Source organism: Thermocrispum sp., from assembly GCF_002919275.1.
Taxonomy (GTDB): domain Bacteria; phylum Actinomycetota; class Actinomycetes; order Mycobacteriales; family Pseudonocardiaceae; genus Thermocrispum; species Thermocrispum agreste.
This window is the reverse complement of the sequence record NZ_PKFA01000014.1, coordinates 16,676-36,643: the sequence shown is the minus strand read 5'-3', so window position 1 is coordinate 36,643 and position 19,968 is coordinate 16,676. Positions and strand designations below refer to the sequence as shown.

The following is a 19,968-nucleotide window of genomic DNA, read 5'->3' as shown; positions in this document are numbered from 1 at the left end:
GGCGCCGCGGGCGACCGTTAGGCTGAGCCCATGACCAGGGTTGCCGCGATCGACTGTGGGACGAACTCCATCCGCTTGCTGGTCGCGGAGCTCATGCCCAATTTCGACGGCACCTGGTACGTGCGCGACCTGCACCGGGAGATGCGCATCGTGCGGCTCGGCCAGGGCGTGGATGCCACCGGCCGGCTCGCGCCCGAGGCCATCGAGCGCACCCGGCAGGCGCTTGCTGCCTACACCGTCGCCGCGCGGCGTAAGGGCGTCGAGCGCATCCGCATGGTGGCTACCTCCGCCACCCGTGATGCCGGCAACCGCGAGGACTTCTTCGCCATGACCGAGGAAACCCTCGGCGTCCGGGCCGAGGTGATCAGCGGGGACATGGAAGCGCGGTTGTCGTTCACCGGCGCGGTCGCCGATCAGGACCCGGACGACGGGCCGTTCCTGGTGGTCGACGTGGGCGGTGGTTCGACCGAGCTGGTTCTCGGCGAGTGGGACGGGCGCGAGGCGAAGGTCCTCGCGGCCAAATCGGTCGACGTCGGGTGTGTGCGGATCACCGAGCGGGTGCTGAAGTCCGACCCGCCGACAGCCGAGGAGATCGCCGCAGGTCGCGAGTTCGCCCGCAAGGTCCTGACGGAAGCGTTCGACGCCGTGGACGTGTCGCGAGCCCGGCGCTGGATCGGTGTCGCGGGGACGGTCACCACGCTCTCCGGTGTGGCTCAGGGGCTGCCCAGCTACGACCGCGACAGGATCCATCAGTCCACGCTGACGCCCGGGGAGCTGGAGCGCGTCACCAACGAGCTGCTTGCGCAAAGCCACGAAGAGCGCGCGGCCAATCCGGTGATCCACGCCGGGCGGGTGGACGTCATCGGTGGGGGTGCCCTGGTGGTGCACACGATCGGGCAAATGCTCGCCGAGCGCGGCGGGCCGGTCGACCTGCACGTCAGCGAGCACGACATCCTCGACGGAATCGCTCTCAGCCTGGCCGACTGACGCCTGTCCCGCGCAGTGGGGCCGGGAGGGAAGCGTTCGGCTTCTTCGCGGGACATGTCGTGGCTTGCGCAGCTTTGCGCTGGACGTCTGCAGGCGCGCCGCTTTCATTGGCCGTCACGCGGGTGAGACGCGGCCGTGTCGTGCACTGATCACCGGCTGCGTCACAGGCTGCCTGGCTCAGGCAGCTAGGCCGGGGTTGTCACCGTCGCGGCGCGCTTGGTTTGTGCAGCTAGGTCGGTAGTGCGTCGTGGCCGTGACACGTTCGTGAGTGGTGTGGGTCGGCTGGGGGTGTGCGGTTGTGGTGGGGGTGCGTGCGTGGGTGGTGGTGCTGGCTCGTGGGGTGGTACGGCTGCGGTGCGGTGCCTGAGTGGCGTAGCTCCGCTGGGGATGTGCTGGCGCCGTGGCGGTGCGCCTGCCTGGACCAGCCGGGTCGATGGCGTGTTGGCGTAGCCGCGCTAGGCCGGTGCAGTCGGTCGGGCTGCGCCGTCGTGGTGGCGGCGCGGTTGGCTGGGGTGGTCCGGCCTAGGCCGCCCCTGCCGAGCCGCCGCGCCCGGCTGCCTGGCGAGTGCCCTCCGGTCCGTTTCCGGGGAAGTCAGGCTGGCGAAATCCGCTTCCCCTTCAGACGTCCGGCTCGACGACGGGCCGTCCCGCCGCCACGTGTGAGTGACACTCGGTCGGCTGACCTGGACATTCGCTTGCCGGCGCTAACGATCAGGTTTCCACTACTCCGAATGGCTCACGTCGATCGTGGCAAAGTCCCCACATTCCGGCGCAGAGTGCACTAAGTTCACCCCATCCCATACAGGGCGGAGGAACGGATGAACAAACGGAAGTTGATCGTCGCCGCGGTGGCGGCGGCCCTCGCCGGGGGAACCGCGGCGGTGGCCGTGCCCGCGATGGCGGCTCCGGCAGTGTCCGGAAAGACCGTCGAGTTCAACGTGCTCGCCGAGCGTGGCGCCGACCTCGACGAAGTGGCCGAGGCGGTGGAAGCGGCGGGCGGCACCGTGGTCAAGGCCAACAAGGCCGTCGGGCTGCTGACGGTCCGGGCGCCGGAGAAGGGCTTCACGGCCGCGGTGACCAAGGACGACGCGGTCTACGGCGCGACCAAGGCCAGGGCGATCGGCGTCGCGCCGAAGCTGCAGAAGAAGGCCAAGCAGCTCAAGAGCATCGAGACCGAGCACCGCAACAGCAAGGCCAAGCAGCGGAAGGGCACCAACCGGGCCGCCAAGCAGGGCAGCAAGCGGTCCACCATGGACCCGCTGGACGACCAGCTGTGGGGCCTGAAGATGGTGCGCGCGGACCTGGCGCGTGACGTCACTTCCGGCGACAAGCGGGTCCTGGTCGGCGTGATCGACACCGGTGTGGACGGCTCGCACCCGGACATCGCCCCGAACTTCGACAAGGACCTGTCGCGCAACTTCACCGTGGACATGCCGACCGATCCGAACGGCGTGCCGGTGGACGGCCCGTGTGAGTTCCGCGGCTGTGTCGACCCGGCCGACCACGACGACAACGGGCACGGCACGCATGTCGCGGGCATCATCGCCGCCGCGGCCAACGACCTCGGTATCTCCGGCGTGGCTCCGGACGTCACCCTGGTCAACCTGCGGGCAGGCATGGACGCCGGCTACTTCTTCGTCCAGCCGGTGGTGGACGCGCTGACCTACGCCGGCGACCACGGCATCGACGTGGTGAACATGAGCTTCTACGTCGACCCGTGGCTGTACAACTGCGACGCTCACCCGGAGGACTCGCCGGAGGAGCAGGCGGCGCAGCGCACCATCAAGGAAGCGGTCACCCGTGCGCTGGAGTACGCGCACAGCAAGGGCGTGACCCTGGTGTCGGCGCTGGGCAACCAGCACGAGGACAGCGGCAACCCGCTTCCGGACACCTCGAGCCCGAACTTCCCGTCGGGTGTCGCCAAGACGCGCGAGATCGACAACGACACCTGCCTGAGCATGCCCACCGAGGGCCCGAACGTGATCAACGTGTCGGCGCTCGGCCCGTCGAAGAAGAAGGCGGACTACTCCAGCTACGGCCTGGAGCGGATCTCGGTGTCCGCGCCCGGTGGTTACTACCGTGACTACTACGGCACGCCCGACTTCGCGCAGAACGACAACCTGATTCTGTCCGCGTACCCGAAGAACGTGGCGCTGGCCGAGGGCGCGATCGACGAGGACGGCAACATCACCGAGCTCGGCGAAGCGTGGGGCGTCCAGCGTGTCGAGACCGAGGACGGCGAGTACGCCTACTACCAGCCGCTGCAGGGCACGTCGATGGCTTCCCCGCATGCCGCGGGCGTGGCCGCGCTGATCGTGTCGCAGTACGGCTCCGGTGAGGGCGCCGACTTCGGCCTGGAGCCGGAGAAGGTGCGTGCGGTCCTGGAAGGCACCGCGATCGCCACTCCGTGCCCGGTTCCGCGCACGGTCGACTACATCAACGAGGGTCGCGACGAGACCTGGACCGCGACCTGTGAGGGTGGCTGGGAGTTCAACGGCTTCTACGGCCACGGTGTCGTCGACGCCTACGGCGCGGTCCGCCACGGCGCGTCCTACCTGAACAACTGACCCCCATCACTCCACCCCATGGGCAGAGCCCTTCGGACTTCCCGTCCGGAGGGCTCTGCTTTGTTGCCGCCACAGCGGCGCCGCCGCTGGGCGGGGCCTCCCGTTCGCCAATCGGGAACTGTGCGGCAGGAGCTGGGAGGCCACGGCGTCGAGATGTCCTGCCGCGGGGCGACGAATGCTGAGCGGAGCCGGGCCATGGGTGTCCGGCGACTTCGCGCGCCGTCGCCGATGCGAACCGGACCCGACCCGGGCACGAGCCCACGTGGCCTCAGGGGTTCGAGCATGCGCAAGGGCCCGAGCGTGGCGGCTCGGGCCCTTGCTTCGTGGGTGTCAGGCGGCCGGTTCGCGGATGCCGGTCAAGCGGCCACCTTGGGAGCGTCGGACCGCGTTCTCGCGGCGGTGTGCAGCGGACGCAGGTGGGCATGGACGAGCAAAGCCCGCACACCGGGCTCCGGGCGCGTGTTCAACGCCAGGTAAGCCGCCACGGTGAACGCCACGGTCAGCGCGCCACCGCCCAGCAGCGACCAGCGGGCGCCCAGCTCGCCGGCCACCCAGCCGATGATCGGCGCGCCCACCGGGGTCCCGCCCATCAGCAGCATCAGGTACAGCGACAGCACCCGGCCGCGCATGGCCGCGGGCACGGTGGTCTGGATGTAGGCGTTGGCCGAGGTCAGCACGGTCATGGTGAGCACACCGATGGGCACGAGGGCGGCCGCGAACAGTTCGTACGACGGCATCAGGCCGGATGCCGCCTCCAGCACGCCGAACGACACCGCGCCGGTGAGGACGACCCGCAGGCGGGGCGCCTTGCGCCGGGCGGCCAGCAGCGCGCCGGACAGCGTTCCGATGGCCATGATGGTGCCGAGCAGGCCGTACGCGCTGGGGCCGCGGTGGTAGACGTCGGCCGCCATCAGCGCGTTCGTCATCTGGAAGTTCATGCCGAACGTGCCGACACCGAACATCACGACCATGACCATGACCAAGTCGCGGCGGCCGCGCAGGTAGCGGACACCGGCGGCCATCCTGGCCAGCGGGCCGTCGCGGTCGTCGGAAGTGGCATCGCTCGGGACGTCCGACGGCTTGATCAGCAGCAGCGCGATGATCGGGGCGGCGAACGACAGGCCGTTGAGCAGGAACACCGGACCGGGGCCGAGCACCGCGATCAGCACACCGGCGACCGCGGGCCCGAGCAGCCGGGCTCCGTTGAACGAAGCGCTGTTGAGCGCGACGGCGTTGGTGATGTCCTCCTGGCCGACGAGCTCGGACACGAACGCTTGCCGTGCGGGGTTGTCGAATGCCGTCCCGACGCCGAGCAGGAAAGCCAGCACGTAGACGTGCCAGATCTCGGCTTGGCCGGACACCACCAGCACACCGAGGACGAGGGCGACCAGGCCGAGAAAGCCGTTGGTGGCGATCAGCAGCTGCCGCTTCGGCAGCCGGTCGGCCAGTACCCCGCCGAACGGCGCGGCCAGCAGGAAGGGAAGGAATTGCAGCCCGGTGGTGATGCCGACGGCCGTTGCGCCACCGCCGAGGGTGACGAGCACCAGCCAGTCCTGGGCGACCCGTTGCATCCACGTTCCGGCGTTGGACACGAACATTCCCGACCAGTAGAGCCGGTAGTCACGGTGCCGCAGCGAGCGGAACATCTGACGCACTGGGGTGGATTCGCCTCCTGACAGCGTAGCGTGACGAGACATAGTTAGTTTAGCTCATTACCTTGGCTAACGGTATGTGGGGAAGCCCTCATGAGCTGCGGGAATAGGGCATGCCGAGGGCCGCGTTGACGCTCGCAACGCGGCCCTCGGGTGTGCTGTGCGTGATCGGGCTACCGGTTCGACGCGCTCCGGACGAAGGCGGCGAGATCGGCGGCCTGCTGGACGCGGGTCTCGTCGTGTACGTACATCATGTGCCCGGCGGGGTAGTACGCCCGCTCGATGTTCTGGTGCAGCTCGTCGGGAATGGCCAGCTGGGCCAGGCTGTGCTCGGCGGCGAAGTACGGGGTGGCGCCGTCGGTGTAGCCGAACGAGACGTGCAGCTTCAGGTGCGGATTGGCGCGCATGGCCGCGGACAGCCGGTCCACCACGCTGATGTGCTTGCCCTCGAACTCGGCGTACGACCACTTCGCATTGACCCGCAGGTTGATCACCTCGTACGGCAGGTCGCTGTGGTAGTTCAGCTCCGCGCGTACGTAGTGATTCAACGCCGCGGCATACGGGCCGAGCAGCGCGTCCATCGTGGGGTCGGAGCTGAACCGCTCCCGTGCGTAGTCGGCCTCCGGCCCGGTGAAGCGGGCGTCCAGCCTGCCGACCACCTTGCGCCGGCTGCGCAGCAGCTCGGTGAAGAACCGGATGTGCTCGATGCGCAGGTTGGCCCGGTCGATGTAATCGGCGGACAGGCCGGTCAGCCGGGCGAGCTTGGCGGCGATGTCGGCGCGTTCCTCGGCGGACAGCCGGGCACCTTGAGCCAGCGCCCACGGGTACTCCCGGGAGGCGAATTCCTCGGCTTCGCGCAGCACGTCGGCCAGCGGGCGGTCGCCGTGCAGGCCGTGGTAGTGGGCGATCGCCGCGTACGTCGGGACGAACAGCGGGTACGGGCGGTCGTTGTGGCCGTCGGCGATCAGCGTGCCGAGGTCCAGCGCCGCCGAGATCAGGATCAGCCCGTTGAGGTAGAGGCCGAAGCGGGTCTGCAGATGCTCGGCCAGCGCGGAGGCGCGCAGTGTGCCGTAGGACTCGCCGGCCAGGAACTTCGGCGACAGCCAGCGGCCGTTGCGGGAGATCCACAGTCGGATCAGCTCGCCGACCGACTCGATGTCGCCGGTGAAGCCGTGGAAGTCCTTGTCCGGTTCGCCCTTCACCGGGCGCGAGTAGCCGGTCGACACCGGGTCGACGAACACCAGGTCGGCGTGGGCCAGCAGGGTCTCCAGGTTGTCGGTGAGCCCGTACGGCGGAGGTTCCATGGCGCCGACGTCACCGGAGACCACCCGGCGCGGTCCGAGCAGCCCGAGGTGCAGCCAGGCGCTCGAGGTGCCCGGCCCGCCGTTGAACGCGAACACGACGGGCCGCCGGGTCGGGTCGGCGTCGTCCACGGTGTAGCTGGTGAGGAAGATCGCCGCGACCGGCTTCAACCCCTCGGACTTGCCGTCGGTGAACACCTCTTTGCGCAGCACCACGCGCCCGGCTTGGGCGGTGTACCGCAGCGGGCCGGTGGGCAGTTCGAGCGTGTGGTGCGTGGTGACCAGCTCGTCGACGGGTTCCTCGGGCTGGCCGGTGGTCTCGGTCGTCGATGTCTCCTCGGGTCGGGTTTCGTCGGCAGGGGATGTCATGCCGCAACACTAAAGCGTCCACACTGGGGAAGTGATCGAATTCGGCGTGCACGCGACCAGCATCGGGGAGCTCGACCAGGCGGTGACGCACTGCAGGGCGTGTCCGCGCCTGGTCGCGTGGCGCGAGGAGGTCGCGCGCACCAAACGGGCAGCGTTCGCCCGCCAGGAGTACTGGGGACGGCCGGTGCCGGGTTTCGGACCCGCGGACGCCGCGCTGGCCATCATCGGTCTGGCACCAGCGGCGCACGGTGCCAACCGCACCGGCCGGATGTTCACCGGGGACCGTTCCGGTGACGTTCTCTATGCCGCCCTGTACGACGTCGGCCTGGCCTCCCAACCGACCAGCACGCACGCCGGTGACGGGTTGGAGTTGTTCGGCGTGCGCATCACCGCCCCGGTCCGGTGCGCTCCGCCGGCCAACAAACCCACCCCGGCGGAACGGGACACCTGCCGTCAGTGGCTGGTACGTGAGTTGGAGCTGCTCGCCCCGACCCTGCGGGCGATCGTGGTGCTGGGCGGGTTCGGCTGGCAGGCCACGCTGAGCGCGCTGGCGCCGGCGGGCTGGCAGGTGCCCCGTCCCCGTCCACGATTTGGACACGGTGTCGAATACGACATCGACGGACTACGTTTGTTCGGTTGCTATCACGTTTCGCAACAGAACACTTTCACCGGAAAACTTACGCCGGAAATGATCAAAGACGTGTTACGCCGGGCGAAATCGGTTGCCCGACTGTGACGCACGCGATCATTCGGCCCCCGTTCCGGCGGCGCGCGGACAGGGGGAGTGCGACGATAGTGGCATGGCTGCCAAGAAGGCTGGACCGAAACGCATTTTGATCCTGGGCGGAGGCTACGTCGGACTGTATGCCGCGCTGGGTCTGCAGCGCAGGCTGCGCGCCAACGAGGCGTCGGTGACCGTGGTCGATCCGCAACCGCACATGACCTACCAGCCGTTCCTGCCGGAGGCAGCCGCCGGATCGATCGAACCGCGGCACGTGGTGGTCCCGCTGCGGCAGGTGCTGCGGCGATGCCATGTGCTCAACGGGCGCGTGCAGGAAATCCGGCACGCCGATCGCGCGGTCACCGTGGAAACCGCGGCGGGCGAGACCAAGAAGCTGGGTTACGACATTTTGATCGTGGCGCTCGGCTCGGTCGCCCGTCTGCTGCCGGTTCCCGGCCTGGCCGAGGAGGGAATCGGCTTCAAGAGCATCGGTGAGGCCATCTGGCTGCGCAATCATGTGATCTCGCGCATGGACCAGGCGGCCAGCACGACCGACCCGGAGGTGCGGCGGAGAAAGCTCACCTTCACGTTCGTCGGCGGCGGGTTCGCGGGCGTCGAGGCGCTCGGCGAGCTGGAGGACATGGCCCGCTACGCCTGCCGGTTCTACGAGACGATCGACGAGAAGGACCTGCGGTGGGTGCTCGTCGACGCCGCCGACCGGATCCTGCCCGAGGTGCGCCCGACGCTGGGCGCCTACACGGTGCGGGCGCTGGAGAAGCGCGGTGTCGAGGTGTACTTGTCGACGCTGGCCAAGTCGTTCGAGAACGGCCGCGTGGTGCTCTCCGACGGCACCGAGTTCGAGTCGGACACCATCGTGTGGACCGCGGGCGTGAAGGCCAACCCGGTGCTGAAGAACTCGGACCTTCCGCTGGACGACCGGCGCCGGGTGCGGACGCACGCCACGCTGCAGGTGGTGGACATGCCGGAGGTGTGGGCGGCAGGCGACTGCGCGGGCGTTCCCGATCTGTCCAGGATCGAGGAGGACTCGAACGCGGTCTGCCCGCCCAACGCCCAGCACGCGGTGCGGCAGGCGCGGCACCTGGCCAAGAACGTGATCCGGTGGATGCGCGGCAAGGAGCTGAAGGACTACCGCCACAAGAACCTGGGCTCGGTGGCCAGCCTCGGGCTGGGCAAGGGCGTCGCCGACACGCTGGGTTTCAAGCTCAAGGGCTGGCCGGCGTGGGCCATGCACCGGGCGTACCACGTCAAGGCCATGCCGACGTTCAACCGGAAGGTCCGGATCACGTTCGACTGGCTGCTCGGCGGGCTGTTCCGGCGGGACATCCTGTCGCTGGGCCAGCTGCACGACCCGCTCGCGGAGTTCCAGCGGGCCAGCAAGCCGGACATCTAGAAGTTCGCGAGCAGGCGGCGGTCACGAAGAGCGGGGACACCGCTACGGAGGCAGACGTCGACGCCGCGTGAGAGCGTCGACCGGGCGTGCCGTTCGCGCCACCTGCGAGCAGGCCTCCACTGGCCATGCCGTCGCTCTGGAACGATTGACGGATCTCCGCGGCGTGGAGGGAGCGGCGTGCCGGCCGGAGGTCAGCGGCTGAACGTCAGCACGCCGTCCTCCACCGGGCTGTGCCGCAGCTCCGGGATGTCCCGCAGGTAGTTCTGCCGCAGCCGCCACGGCGTCCGGTCGCCCTGCTTGGGCAGCTCGTGCAGCGACCGCAGCACGTAGCCGGCCTTGAGGTCGATGAACGGCTCGGGGTGAACGTCCGGCTCGGGTACCGGTTCGCACCGCTGGTGGCCGCGGGTGCGCATGTGCCGCAGCACCCGGCAGACGTATTCGCAGGCCAGGTCGGCTTTCAGCGTCCACGAGGCGTTGGTGTAGCCGATGATGTAGGCGAAGTTCGGCACCCCGGACAGCATGATGCCCTTGTAGGCCATGCGGTCGGACAGCTCGACCGGTTTGCCGTCCACGGTCAGCGTCATGCCGCCGAACGCCAGCAGCTTCAGCCCGGTGGCGGTGACGATGATGTCCGCGGGCAGCTCGACACCGGACCGCAGCCGGATGCCCTTCTCGGTGAACCGGTCGATGTGGTCGGTGACCACGTCCGCCTTGCCGGACCGGATGGCCTTGAACAGGTCGCCGTCGGGGACCAGGCACATGCGCTGATCCCACGGGTCGTAGCTGGGCGAGAAGTGCGTGTCGACGTCGTAGCCCGGCGGGAGCTGGCGGGCGGCCATGCGCTTGAGCAGTCTGCGCACCAGCTGCGGTCGGCGGCGGCTGAGCTGGTAGAGACCGGTCTGCACCAGGATGTTGCGCCAGCGGTTGACGACGTAGGCCGCCTTGTCGGGCAGGAACCTGCGCAGCAGCGTGGCCAGCGGGTCCTGGGACGGTGCGGTGACGATGTAGGTCGGTGAGCGCTGCAGCATCGTGACGTGCTCGGCGGCGTTCTCGCCGAGCGCCATGGCGGGCACCAGCGTCACGGCCGTGGCCCCGCTGCCGATCACCACGACCCGCTTGCCCGCGTAGTCCAGGTCCTCCGGCCAATGCTGCGGGTGGACCACCGTGCCGGTGAAGTCCTCGACGCCCTCGAACTGCGGCGTGTAGCCGCTGTCGTAGTCGTAATAGCCGCTGCACGACCACAGGAAGTTGCAGGTGAACTGCACCTTCTCGCCCTCGTGCTCGGCGGTGACCCGCCAGACGGCGTCGTCGCTGGACCACTCGGCGGCCACCACCCGGTGCCCGAAGCGGATGTGCCGGTCGATGCCGTATTCCGACGCGGTCTTGCGGACGTAGCGCAGGATCGACGGCCCGTCGGCGATGGCCTTCTGTCCCGGCCACGGCTTGAACCGGTAGCCGAGGGTGTACATGTCCGAGTCGGACCGCACCCCCGGATAACGGAACAGGTCCCAGGTGCCGCCGATCGAGTCGCGCCGCTCCAGGATGGTGAACGTGATCTCGGGCAGCTCCCGGCGCAAGTGACAGGCCGCTCCGACCCCGGACAGGCCCGCGCCGATGATGAGGACGTCTGTGTGCTGCGCCACCATGCGGACAGATTTTACACGCTTGTATAAGACGGCGGATGTGTCTCGATCGTCACCCCCGCTCCGGCCGGTCACTGGGGAGCACGCCGGCGTTGGTCAGCGCGACTGCCCGCCGCCACGGGAAAGCGCGCCCGCATGGGCCGTCCGCGGACCGGAAGCCGCCAGCTGCGGCGCGATAGGCTTTTTTCGCCCCCGTAGCCCAATTGGCAGAGGCAGTCGGCTTAAAACCGATCGAGTGCGGGTTCGAGTCCCGTCGGGGGCACGAAAGCACTCGAGCCGATTTCGGCCGGGAACCTGTTCGGCGGACCGGGGGCGTCCGCGGCGCAGAATGGCCCGCAGGCGGAGGCGAAACTCAACGGCCACTGCGGCGTCGGCGGCATCGTTTTCGTGGTGAGCGCGGCCGACGCGCCGGTCACCGTGGACGCCGCCGATTTCCCCGCTCCCGATCGGCGGTGATGGCGGCGATCGTCGCGGGTGCCGTGGCCCTCGTGCTGTTGGTCATTGACCGCGCGCGCCAGCTTCGCAGCCGCGTGGAGATGTCCAGCCCTCTGTCTCTGGTGGCGTGGGGTGACCAGCTCCGCGTTCCCTGGTGCGGGGCAACCGGCTCCGCAGCCGCGCGGAGATGTCCGAGTCCTCCTGACGGCGCTGAGCCGTGCGACGCTCCTCCTGACGGTACTGAGACGTGCGACGTAGGGCCTGCCGACGGCAGGATGGGAAGTAAACAGGCCCCTGCGCCGTTGGCCCACCCCGTGGGCGACGTCGTTCGCCTCGCAGGGAAAGTGTTCAGTAGCCGCACCGTCACGGTGCGGAACGAGTGCGACCCTGAAGGGATGGCGAATGCCCCGCGGAACCGTGCAGTGGTTCAACGCCGAAAAGGGTTTCGGCTTCATCGCCGCGGAAGACGGCAGCGACGTGTACGTGCACTTCTCGGCCATCGAAGGCAACGGCTACCGCAGCCTGGAGGAGAACCAGCGCGTCGAATTCGAGCTGGCGCAAGGGCACAAGGACCCCCAGGCCAGCCGCGTGCGCAGGCTGTGACAGCCGGGCAACGTCCGACCTTGCCATCGGCCGACAACGCCGCCGAGCCCTTCCGGTCGGCGGCGTTGTCGCGTGCTGGCCACTCGCGCGCTTCCGGTCGTCGTGTGGGGTGGCCTCGTGCGGGGTAGTCAGCTGCGCAAGCAGCGAGGAGGCAGCATGGCTCGGCCGGTGTGGCGTGGATCGATCACCTTCGGATTGGTGAGCATCCCGGTGGCGCTCTACAGCGCCGTCGACGATCACACCGTCCATTTCCATCAGCTCCAGCGCGGCACCAACGACCGCATCCGGTATCGGCGGGTCAACGAGCGCACCGGCGACGACGTCGGCTTCGACGACATCGTCAAAGGACGCGAGGTCGGCGACGGTGAATACGTCGTGGTGGAGCCGGACGAGCTGGCCGACATCGCCCCCGGGCGCTCCCGTTCCATCGAGATCGAGTCGTTCGTCGCCCTGGACGAGATCGATCCCGTCCACTTCCGCACCACCTATTGGCTCGGGCCGAGCGGCGAGGGCAGCGTGAACCCGTACCGGCTGTTGGCCGCGGCCATGGCCCGCACCAACCGCGTCGGCATCGCCCAGTTCGTGATGCGCAACAAGCAGTACCTCACCGCGGTGCGTGCCGACCGGGGTGTCCTCGCCCTGGACACCTTGTACTTCGCGGACGAGATCCGTGATCCCGCGGACGTGCTGGACGTCGATCTCGGCAAACGGCCGGGCAAGGGCAAGCAGCTGGACATGGCGGTGGCGCTGATCGAGGCGATGGAAGCGCCGTGGCGGCCGCAGGACTACCGCGACACCTACACCGAGCGGGTGGAGAAGCTGGTGGCGGACAAGAAGGCGGGCAAGAAGCCGGAGCCCGCGCCCGAGCCCGCCGAGCCCACCGAGGTGTCCAGTCTGATGGACGTCCTGCAGCGCAGCGTGGCGCAGGCCAAGGGCAAGGGTGCCTCCGGCAAGGCCACGAAATCCGGTAAGGGGAGTGGCAGGAAGCCCGATCTCGACGAGGCGTCGAAGACCGACCTGGTGAAGCTGGCCAGGAAGCTCGGCATCGCCGGCCGGTCCACGATGACGGCCGCCGAGCTGCGCAAGGCCATCCGCCGCGCGGAGAAGAAGGCCGGGCGGGCCGCCTGATCCGTTCCCGCCCTGCCTGCGGCCGGATCCCGGGCCGTGCTCGCCGGGCCACTCGGCGGCGTGGCCGGACCTGCCCCGCCGGGGCGGAATATCGTGGCCGGTACGCCGGTTGCGTCAACGCAACATGCGACTACGGGAGGCGCGATGCAGTTCGGCATCTTCAGCGTCGGCGATGTGACTCCGGATCCGACCACCGGGCGGACGCCCACCGAGGAGGAACGGATCAAGGCGATGGTCACCATCGCGCTCAAGGCCGAGGAGGTCGGCCTGGACGTCTTCGCGACCGGAGAGCACCACAATCCGCCGTTCGTGCCGTCGTCGCCGACCACCATGCTCGGTTACATCGCGGCCCGCACCGAGCGGCTGATCCTGTCCACCGCGACCACGTTGATCACCACCAACGACCCGGTGAAGATCGCCGAGGACTACGCGATGCTGCAGCACCTGGCCGACGGCCGGGTCGACCTGATGATGGGCCGCGGCAACACCGCCCCGGTCTACCCGTGGTTCGGCAAGGACATCCGCCAGGGCATTCCGCTGGCGATCGAGAACTACGGGCTGCTGCACCGGCTGTGGCGCGAGGACGTCGTGGACTGGGAGGGCAAGTTCCGCACCCCGCTGTACGGGTTCACCTCCACGCCGCGCCCGCTCGACGGCGTGCCACCGTTCGTCTGGCACGGCTCCATTCGCAGCCCGGAGATCGCCGAGGTGGCCGCCTACTACGGCGACGGCTTCTTCGCCAACCACATCTTCTGGCCGAAGGAGCACTTCCAGCGGCTGGTCGGGCTGTACCGGGAGCGGTACGAGCACCACGGCCACGGCTCGGCCGACCAAGCCATCGTCGGCCTCGGCGGCCAGGTGTTCATCCGGAAGAACTCCCAGGACGCCATCCGGGAGTTCCGCCCGTACTTCGACCACGCCCCGGTCTACGGCGGCGGGCCGTCACTGGAGGAGTTCATGGAGACCACGCCGCTGACCGTGGGCAGCCCGCAGCAGGTCATCGACCGGACGATGACCTTCCGCGAGCACTTCGGCGACTACCAGCGGCAGTTGTTCCTCGCCGACCACGCCGGCCTGCCGTTGAAGACCGTGTTGGAGCAGCTGGACATCCTGGGCGAAGAGGTCATCCCGGTGCTGCGCAAGGAGTTCGACGCGCTGCGGCCCGCGCACGTCCCGGAGGCCCCGGTGCACCCTAGGGTGGCCAAGCGGAATCAGCGTCCGGAGGCCGGATCCGGATCGGCGGAGTCCGCGGAGCCGGCGGCCGGTTCCGGCGCCGAGCCGGACACCAGGTCCGAGTAGTCCGGGTGCTTGGCGATCCACCCGCGGATGAACGGGCACTCGGCGACCACGCGCAGGCCCCGCCTGCGTGCGTCGTCCAACGCCCCGCGCGCCAGCACGCTGCCCAGTCCGCGGCCGCTGAACGCCTGGTCGACTTCGGTGTGGATGAACGTGATGGTGTCCGCATCGAGGCGGTACTCGGCGAACCCGGCGAGCCGGCCGTCGGCGGTCAGCTCGAAACGACGCTTGTCCGGGTTGTCGGTCACCGTCGCGGCCGTGGAGTCCATGGCGCCGAGCCTACGATGGGATGACGATGAGCAACACCGAGAGCCGCCCGCCCGAGGTCACCTGCGCAGAGGGTGCCCAGGGTGCAGGCGTGCAGATCCTCACCGCGCGTGAGGTTCCTCTCGGTGGCCCGCGGGCGCTGCTGGTGCGCCGCACGCTCCCGCAACGCGCTCGCACGCTGATCGGCGCCTGGTGCTTCGCCGACCACTACGGGCCGGACACCACGCCGATGATCGTCCCGCCTCACCCGCACACCGGGCTGCAGACCGTGAGCTGGCTGTTCGACGGGGAGATCGAGCATCGCGACAGCGGCGGGCACCATCAGTTCGTCCGGCCCGGTGAGCTGAACCTGATGACGGGCGGACACGGCATCAGCCACTCCGAGGTCTCCACGCGGAGCGGCGAGATCCTGCACGGTGTCCAGCTGTGGGTGGCGCTGCCGGATTCCGCCCGCCATGCCCCGCGTGACCTGCAGTTCCACGTGCCCGAGCCGGTGCGGGCGAATGGTGCCGTCGCGCGCGTGTTCCTGGGATCGGTGCCCGGGGTGGCGAGCTCTCCGGTGCGGACCTTCACTCCGCTGCTCGGCGCGGAACTGGTGCTGGATCCCGGCACGACGTTCGAGCTGCCGCTGGACGAGACCTTCGAGCACGGCGTCCTGCTCGACCAAGGTGCCGTCACGGTCGCGGGCACCCCGGTGAAAGAAGCGGAGCTCGCCTACCTTGCGCCACGGCGCGCAAGCGTCGAGCTCCGCGCGGGTGACGACGCTCCGGCGCGGATGCTGGTCCTGGGCGGGCCTCCGTTCGGGGACGAGATCGTCATGTGGTGGAACTTCGTCGCCCGCAGCCACGACGAAATCGTCGAGTACCGGGCGGACTGGGAAGCCGGGTCCGAGCGCTTCGGCCGGGTCGACGGTTATCGGGGCGAGCCCAGCCGCCTACCTGCGCCGCCATTGCCGAACGTGGTGATCAAACCGAGGCGCAACCCCACCTGATCCACCCGGCGCCGCTGTGCATGGTCGCCCGTAACGAGGGCGGACGTTCGGCGGTCGCGTGGCGGCCAGGCCGCTCGCGCGCTGCCGACCGCTGACGGCAGACCTGGCCGATCGCCGCCGGCTCGACGCGAGAGGACGGCAGACTCCGGCCAGCCGGCGTGTGGCCGAGGGCAGGCACTGGCTGGTCGGTTCCTGCGTGCGCCGACGACGCCCGTGGTGGAGGCGCTGTCGCAGTGCGGCCGCTGGCCGGTCGCTGGTGCGCCGACTACGCAGCACAACCTCCCGGCTCCACCGGACCCGCGCCCCGCCGTCAGTGGTGGACGTCCGGCTGGCGGTCGGCTGTCCGGCGGCCACGCTCGGTTCTATGAACAAAAGTGTTCACTTATGTTACCGTCCGGTAGTGGACCAACCGCGGATCCCACCGGCCACCCGGCGCGACATGGGGCTGGTGAACACGGCCATCACCGGAGCGCTCGGCGCTGCGGCGGGCACCGGGCCGCCCAACCTGTTCACCACGTTGGCCCGCCACCGCCGCATGTTCCGCCCATGGCTGATGTTCGCCGGCACGCTCATGCCCGGCGGGACACTGCCGCGCCGCGACACCGAGCTGGTCATCCTGCGCGTCGCCCACCTGTGCGGCTGCGCGTACGAGTGGCAGCACCACGTGAAGCTCGCCCGGCAGTCCGGGATCACGAACGCCGAGATCGAGGCGGTCGCGGTGGGTCCGTCGGCGCAGGCATGGACACCGCGGCATCGCTCGCTGCTGACCGCCGTCGACGAGCTGCACCACGACCGATCCATCACGTCCGGAACGTGGCAGCAGCTGCGCGGCTGTCTCGACGAGCGGCAGCTGATCGAACTCCCCATGCTCGTGGGGCACTACGAAATGGTGGCGATGACCATCAACGCTCTCGGCATCCAGCCGGACACCCCACGGCGGCCGACCGGTCTGGCCCGCGTGGTGCAGGCCGTCAGCGCACGATTCACCAGGAGGTCGGCATGACGCGTCCGTTCGCGGGAGCGACGGCCATCGTCACCGGTGCGGCAAGCGGCATCGGCGCGGAGATCGCCAGGCAAATGGCCACCGGAGGGGCATTCGTGCTGGCCACCGACGTGGCGGAGGAGCCGCTGCACGCCGTGATCGGCGAGATCAAGCGTGCAGGCGGCTCGGCCCGGGCGATGCGGGTGGACGTGGCGGACCGGGCCGACGTGCAGGACGCCGTCGACGAAGTGGTCGCCGAATTCGGCCGCCTGGACTACATGGTCAACAACGCGGGTGTGGGCATCTTCGGCGAAGTCGAAACGGTGAGCCTGGACGAGTCCGACACGACGGTCGACGTCAACCTGCGCGGGGTGCTCAACGGGGTGATGATCGCCTACCGCCAGATGCTCCGCCAACGCTCCGGCCACATCGTCAGCACCGCTTCGGCGGCCGGCCTGGTGCCGGTCCCGCTGCAGGTGCACTACACCGCCACCAAGCACGCCGTGGTCGGTTTGCACAAGGCGCTGGCGCTGGAGGCGGAAGAGGCGGGCATTCGCACCACGGTGTTCTGCCCCGCCTGGGTGGAATCCGGCATGTTCGACACGGCCACCCTGCACGGCAGCATGAGCGTGCCGAACCCCAGGACGATCGTCCCGGTCAGGCCACTGCCCACCGAGGAGGCGGTGCGCAGGCTGTTGCGTGGTGTGCGGCGCGGGCGACGCTTCGTGATCACCCCGTTCTACGCCCGCCTGGGCTGGTGGCTGGAACGTCTCTCCCCGCAGGCGAGCCACCAGTTGCATCGGCTCATGCTGCGTGAAGTGCGGAAACGAACCGCCCGCGCCCGCTCGAAGGTCTGACGCGGCCGGCGTCCGGCCGGGCGGGGGCTCCGCTGCGGCGCGGAACGGAGGTAGGTTCGCGGGATGACTTCACACGATGCGGTGATCGTCGGCGGCGGGCACAACGGCTTGGTGGCCGCCGCCTACCTGGCCCGAGCCGGCCTGCGCGTGGTGGTCCTGGAACGGGGAGCGTCGCCCGGCGGTGCCGCGGTCAGCCATGCGGCCTTCGAAGGCGTAAACGTGCGGCTGTCGCGGTACTCCTACCTGGTGAGCCTGCTACCCAAGCGAATCGTCGACGACCTGGGCTTGCGTGTGCGGCTGCGGCGCCGCCGGATTTCCTCGTACACGCCGGTCAAGCGGGGCGACGCGGCCACCGGACTGCTGGTGGACGGAGAGGACGCCGAGCGGACCGCCGAGTCGTTCCGCCGTGTGACCGGATCGACGCGCGACTACCAAGCGTGGCAGGAACTGTCCGCGCTGACCGGTCGTGTCGCCCAGCGCGTGTTCCCCACGCTGACCGAGCCCTTGCCCACCCGCGAGCAACTACGGGCGGCCGTCGGTGACGACGAGGCATGGCGGGTGGTCTTCGAGCAACCGCTCGGCGAGACGCTGCGGGAACGCTTCACTGACGACACGGTGCGCGGCGTGGTGGCCACGGACGGGCTGATCGGGACGTTCGCCGACCTGGACGGCACGGACCTGCGGCAGAACAGGTGCTGGCTGTACCACGTGATCGGGGGCGGCACCGGCGACTGGGACGTTCCGGTCGGCGGCATGGGAGCGGTCACCGCTGCTTTGGTCGACGCCGCGCGGTCGGCGGGCGCGGACATCGTGACCGAGGCCGAGGTCACCGCCATCGACCCCGACGGCGAGGTGCGCTTCCGCCGCCGCGACGCCGAGCACACCGCGCACGGCAGGTGGATCCTGGCCAACGTGGCGCCGAGCGTGCTGAGCGAACTGCTCGGCGACCCCGCGTCGGCGCCGGAAGGCGCGCAGCTCAAGGTCAACATGGTGCTGCGGCGGCTGCCGAAGCCGGCCGACCCCGCGGTGGATCCGCGCGACGCGTTCAGCGGCACGCTGCACGTCAACGAGGACTTGGCGCAGCTGCAGGAGGCGTACCGGGTCACCGCCGAAGGGCGCATCCCGCAGCTGCCGCCGTGCGAGATCTACTGCCACTCGCTGACCGACGACTCGATTCTCGGGCCCGAGGAAGGCCAGGCGGGCATGCAGACGTTGACGCTGTTCGGCCTGCACATGCCCGCACGGCTGTTCGCCGCCGACCACGAGGCGGCGAAAGCCGAAGCGCTGCGCGCCACGTTGCGGTCGCTGGACTCGGTGCTCGGCGAGCCGATCGAGAGCTGCCTGCACACCGACGCGGCGGGCAGGCCGTGTCTGGAAGCGAAGACACCGCTGGATTTGCAGGGCGAGCTGGGCATGCCGGGTGGGCACATCTTCCACGGCGATCTGCAGTGGCCGTATGCACACGGCGAGCACGACCCGGGCAGCTGGGGAGTGGCCACCAAGTACCCGCGCGTGCTGCTCTGCGGCGCCGGAGCGCTGCGGGGCGGCGGGGTCAGCGGCATCGGCGGCCACAACGCCGCGATGGCCGTGCTGGCCGAATCGGCGGGTGGACAGCGTGCTGCCTGAGCCATTGGACGGACAACGCCCCGTCGCCGACCCGGCCGGGCTGATCGACCACCTGCTGCACGCGCACGAGCTCGACCGCCAGCGGCTCGCCGAACGCATCCACGACGACCCCATGCAGGCACTGGTCGCGGTCGGGCTGCGCATGCAGCTGCTGGCCGCACGGCTGCCGGAAGCCGAACGCGAGCACATGAACGAGGTGACCGAGGCGGTCTCGGCGGCGATGACGACGCTGCGTGGGCTGGTGACCTCGCTGCGGCCGCGGGCGCTCGAACTGGGCACGCTCGAGGAGATGCTGCGCGCCTACGTGCTGCACGCGGCCGAGGAGTGGGCGCTGGACGGGCAGGTCGACTACCTGGTGGCCGACGAGCTCGAGTCGCGCGTCGTCCTCACGGCCTTCCGCCTCACCCAGATCGCGGTGGAGGACGTGCGGCGCCGCGGCAGTGCCACCCGGCTGACGGTCACCGTCAGGCCGGACCACGGCGGCCTGCTCACCGAGGTCGGGGACAACGGGCCGCACGACGGGCAGCCGGAAGGCGCCGAACTGAGCTCCCGGGTGATGCGGGAATGGGCGCTGTCCGGCGGCGGGTGGTGGGAAAGCGAGGCGTCCGCCACGGGCACCACGGTGCGATTCTGGTTGCCACTGCGTCTGCTGGAAGCCACACCATGACCATCGGGGACGATCCGATACGCGTGCTGATCGTGGACGACGAGCCGGCGATCCGGGCGGCGCTGCACGCACTGCTGGAGATCGAGCCGGACATCGCGGTGGTCGGCGTCGCCGGTTCGGCGCAGGAGGCCGTGTCGCTGGCCGAGCAGCTGGCTCCGGACGTCATCGTGCTGGACATCCGGCTCCCCGGTGGCGGGGGCGAGCGTGCCGCGGGCGAGCTGCGCCGGAGGGTGCCTGCCACGAAGCTGCTGGCGTTCTCGGCGCTCGGCGACCATGAATCGATCGCCACCATGCGGTCCCTGGGGGTGTCGGACTACCTGGTCAAAGGCGCGCCGAACCACGAAGTGGTCGACGCCGTCCGGGTACTGGGCCAGCGCGCCGCGCGGGGCAGGTAGCGCACACCCGCCGGTGCCGACCGGGGCGGCGAGCACGCTCGCATGGCCCGCGACCTGCGTTCTCGAGGTT

General features: G+C 69.7%; 17 protein-coding genes and 1 tRNA gene. 14 read left to right on the top strand and 4 right to left on the bottom strand.

Going from position 1 to position 19,968, the window contains the following annotated elements:
- Window positions 1-30: 30 nt before the first annotated feature.
- Both CXP56_RS02795 and CXP56_RS02790 read left to right on the top strand, forming a co-directional pair.
- The gene (locus tag CXP56_RS02795) at window positions 31-987 is read left to right on the top strand and encodes a Ppx/GppA phosphatase family protein (protein WP_286899676.1); all 957 of its coding nucleotides are present in this window, start codon (window positions 31-33) and stop codon (window positions 985-987) included.
- 818 nt (window positions 988-1,805) lie between these two features.
- Window positions 1,806-3,554 carry a S8 family serine peptidase gene (locus CXP56_RS02790; protein WP_028847602.1) on the top strand — a complete coding sequence of 583 codons (1,749 nt, stop codon included), beginning with the start codon at window positions 1,806-1,808 and terminating at the stop codon, window positions 3,552-3,554.
- Between the two features lie 356 nt (window positions 3,555-3,910).
- Here CXP56_RS02790 and CXP56_RS02785 read toward each other — a convergent pair whose 3' ends face one another.
- Both CXP56_RS02785 and CXP56_RS02780 read right to left on the bottom strand, forming a co-directional pair.
- Window positions 3,911-5,200, bottom strand: a complete 1,290-nt coding sequence (locus CXP56_RS02785) for an MFS transporter (protein ID WP_286899718.1) — start codon at window positions 5,198-5,200, stop codon at window positions 3,911-3,913.
- A 179-nt stretch (window positions 5,201-5,379) separates the two neighbouring features.
- A complete protein-coding gene (locus CXP56_RS02780; protein ID WP_028847604.1) occupies window positions 5,380-6,876 on the bottom strand; it encodes a S10 family peptidase in 1,497 nt (498 codons plus the stop codon).
- Between the two features lie 31 nt (window positions 6,877-6,907).
- Between CXP56_RS02780 and CXP56_RS02775 the strand changes: the two genes are divergently transcribed.
- Both CXP56_RS02775 and CXP56_RS02770 read left to right on the top strand, forming a co-directional pair.
- Complete coding sequence (locus CXP56_RS02775) at window positions 6,908-7,612, top strand: uracil-DNA glycosylase (RefSeq protein WP_286899672.1); 705 nt, start codon at window positions 6,908-6,910, stop codon at window positions 7,610-7,612.
- Window positions 7,613-7,676: 64 nt separating this feature from the next.
- On the top strand, window positions 7,677-9,008 hold the full coding sequence (locus CXP56_RS02770) for an NAD(P)/FAD-dependent oxidoreductase (RefSeq protein ID WP_028847606.1): 1,332 nt from the start codon (window positions 7,677-7,679) through the stop codon (window positions 9,006-9,008).
- Between the two features lie 191 nt (window positions 9,009-9,199).
- Here CXP56_RS02770 and CXP56_RS02765 read toward each other — a convergent pair whose 3' ends face one another.
- The gene (locus CXP56_RS02765) at window positions 9,200-10,654 is read right to left on the bottom strand and encodes a flavin-containing monooxygenase (RefSeq protein ID WP_038045002.1); all 1,455 of its coding nucleotides are present in this window, start codon (window positions 10,652-10,654) and stop codon (window positions 9,200-9,202) included.
- Window positions 10,655-10,839: 185 nt separating this feature from the next.
- On the opposite strand from CXP56_RS02765, the gene CXP56_RS02760 reads away from it, so the two are divergent.
- From CXP56_RS02760 to CXP56_RS02745, 4 genes are all read left to right on the top strand, one after another.
- Window positions 10,840-10,913, top strand: a tRNA-Leu gene (locus tag CXP56_RS02760).
- A 575-nt stretch (window positions 10,914-11,488) separates the two neighbouring features.
- Complete coding sequence (locus CXP56_RS02755; protein WP_028847608.1) at window positions 11,489-11,689, top strand: cold-shock protein; 201 nt, start codon at window positions 11,489-11,491, stop codon at window positions 11,687-11,689.
- A 156-nt stretch (window positions 11,690-11,845) separates the two neighbouring features.
- Window positions 11,846-12,817, top strand: coding sequence for a non-homologous end joining protein Ku (gene ku, locus CXP56_RS02750; RefSeq protein ID WP_286899669.1), 972 nt, complete (start codon window positions 11,846-11,848; stop codon window positions 12,815-12,817).
- Between the two features lie 144 nt (window positions 12,818-12,961).
- A complete protein-coding gene (locus CXP56_RS02745) occupies window positions 12,962-14,116 on the top strand; it encodes an LLM class flavin-dependent oxidoreductase (protein WP_084609188.1) in 1,155 nt (384 codons plus the stop codon).
- Here the strand turns inward: CXP56_RS02745 and CXP56_RS02740 are convergent.
- On the bottom strand, window positions 14,029-14,382 hold the full coding sequence (locus CXP56_RS02740) for a GNAT family N-acetyltransferase (protein ID WP_051310151.1): 354 nt from the start codon (window positions 14,380-14,382) through the stop codon (window positions 14,029-14,031). The two genes, CXP56_RS02745 and CXP56_RS02740, sit on opposite strands and share 88 nt — an antisense overlap.
- A 26-nt stretch (window positions 14,383-14,408) precedes the next feature.
- On the opposite strand from CXP56_RS02740, the gene CXP56_RS02735 reads away from it, so the two are divergent.
- The 6 genes from CXP56_RS02735 to CXP56_RS02710 all read left to right on the top strand — a co-directional run bounded on the left by CXP56_RS02735 (window position 14,409) and on the right by CXP56_RS02710 (window position 19,898).
- A complete protein-coding gene (locus CXP56_RS02735; RefSeq protein ID WP_028847610.1) occupies window positions 14,409-15,371 on the top strand; it encodes a pirin family protein in 963 nt (320 codons plus the stop codon).
- A 400-nt stretch (window positions 15,372-15,771) separates the two neighbouring features.
- Window positions 15,772-16,374: a carboxymuconolactone decarboxylase family protein gene (locus CXP56_RS02730; protein WP_038045005.1), complete on the top strand. Its 603-nt coding sequence runs from the start codon at window positions 15,772-15,774 to the stop codon at window positions 16,372-16,374.
- On the top strand, window positions 16,371-17,210 hold the full coding sequence (locus tag CXP56_RS02725; RefSeq protein ID WP_038045007.1) for an SDR family oxidoreductase: 840 nt from the start codon (window positions 16,371-16,373) through the stop codon (window positions 17,208-17,210). The genes CXP56_RS02730 and CXP56_RS02725 overlap by 4 nt, the downstream gene beginning before the upstream one ends.
- Before the next feature lie 63 nt (window positions 17,211-17,273).
- Complete coding sequence (locus tag CXP56_RS02720) at window positions 17,274-18,836, top strand: phytoene desaturase family protein (RefSeq protein WP_286899665.1); 1,563 nt, start codon at window positions 17,274-17,276, stop codon at window positions 18,834-18,836.
- Window positions 18,826-19,503, top strand: coding sequence for a sensor histidine kinase (locus tag CXP56_RS02715; RefSeq protein WP_286899663.1), 678 nt, complete (start codon window positions 18,826-18,828; stop codon window positions 19,501-19,503). Before CXP56_RS02720 ends, CXP56_RS02715 begins: the two co-directional genes overlap by 11 nt.
- Window positions 19,500-19,898, top strand: a complete 399-nt coding sequence (locus CXP56_RS02710; RefSeq protein WP_038045008.1) for a response regulator — start codon at window positions 19,500-19,502, stop codon at window positions 19,896-19,898. The genes CXP56_RS02715 and CXP56_RS02710 overlap by 4 nt, the downstream gene beginning before the upstream one ends.
- Window positions 19,899-19,968 lie beyond the last annotated feature (70 nt).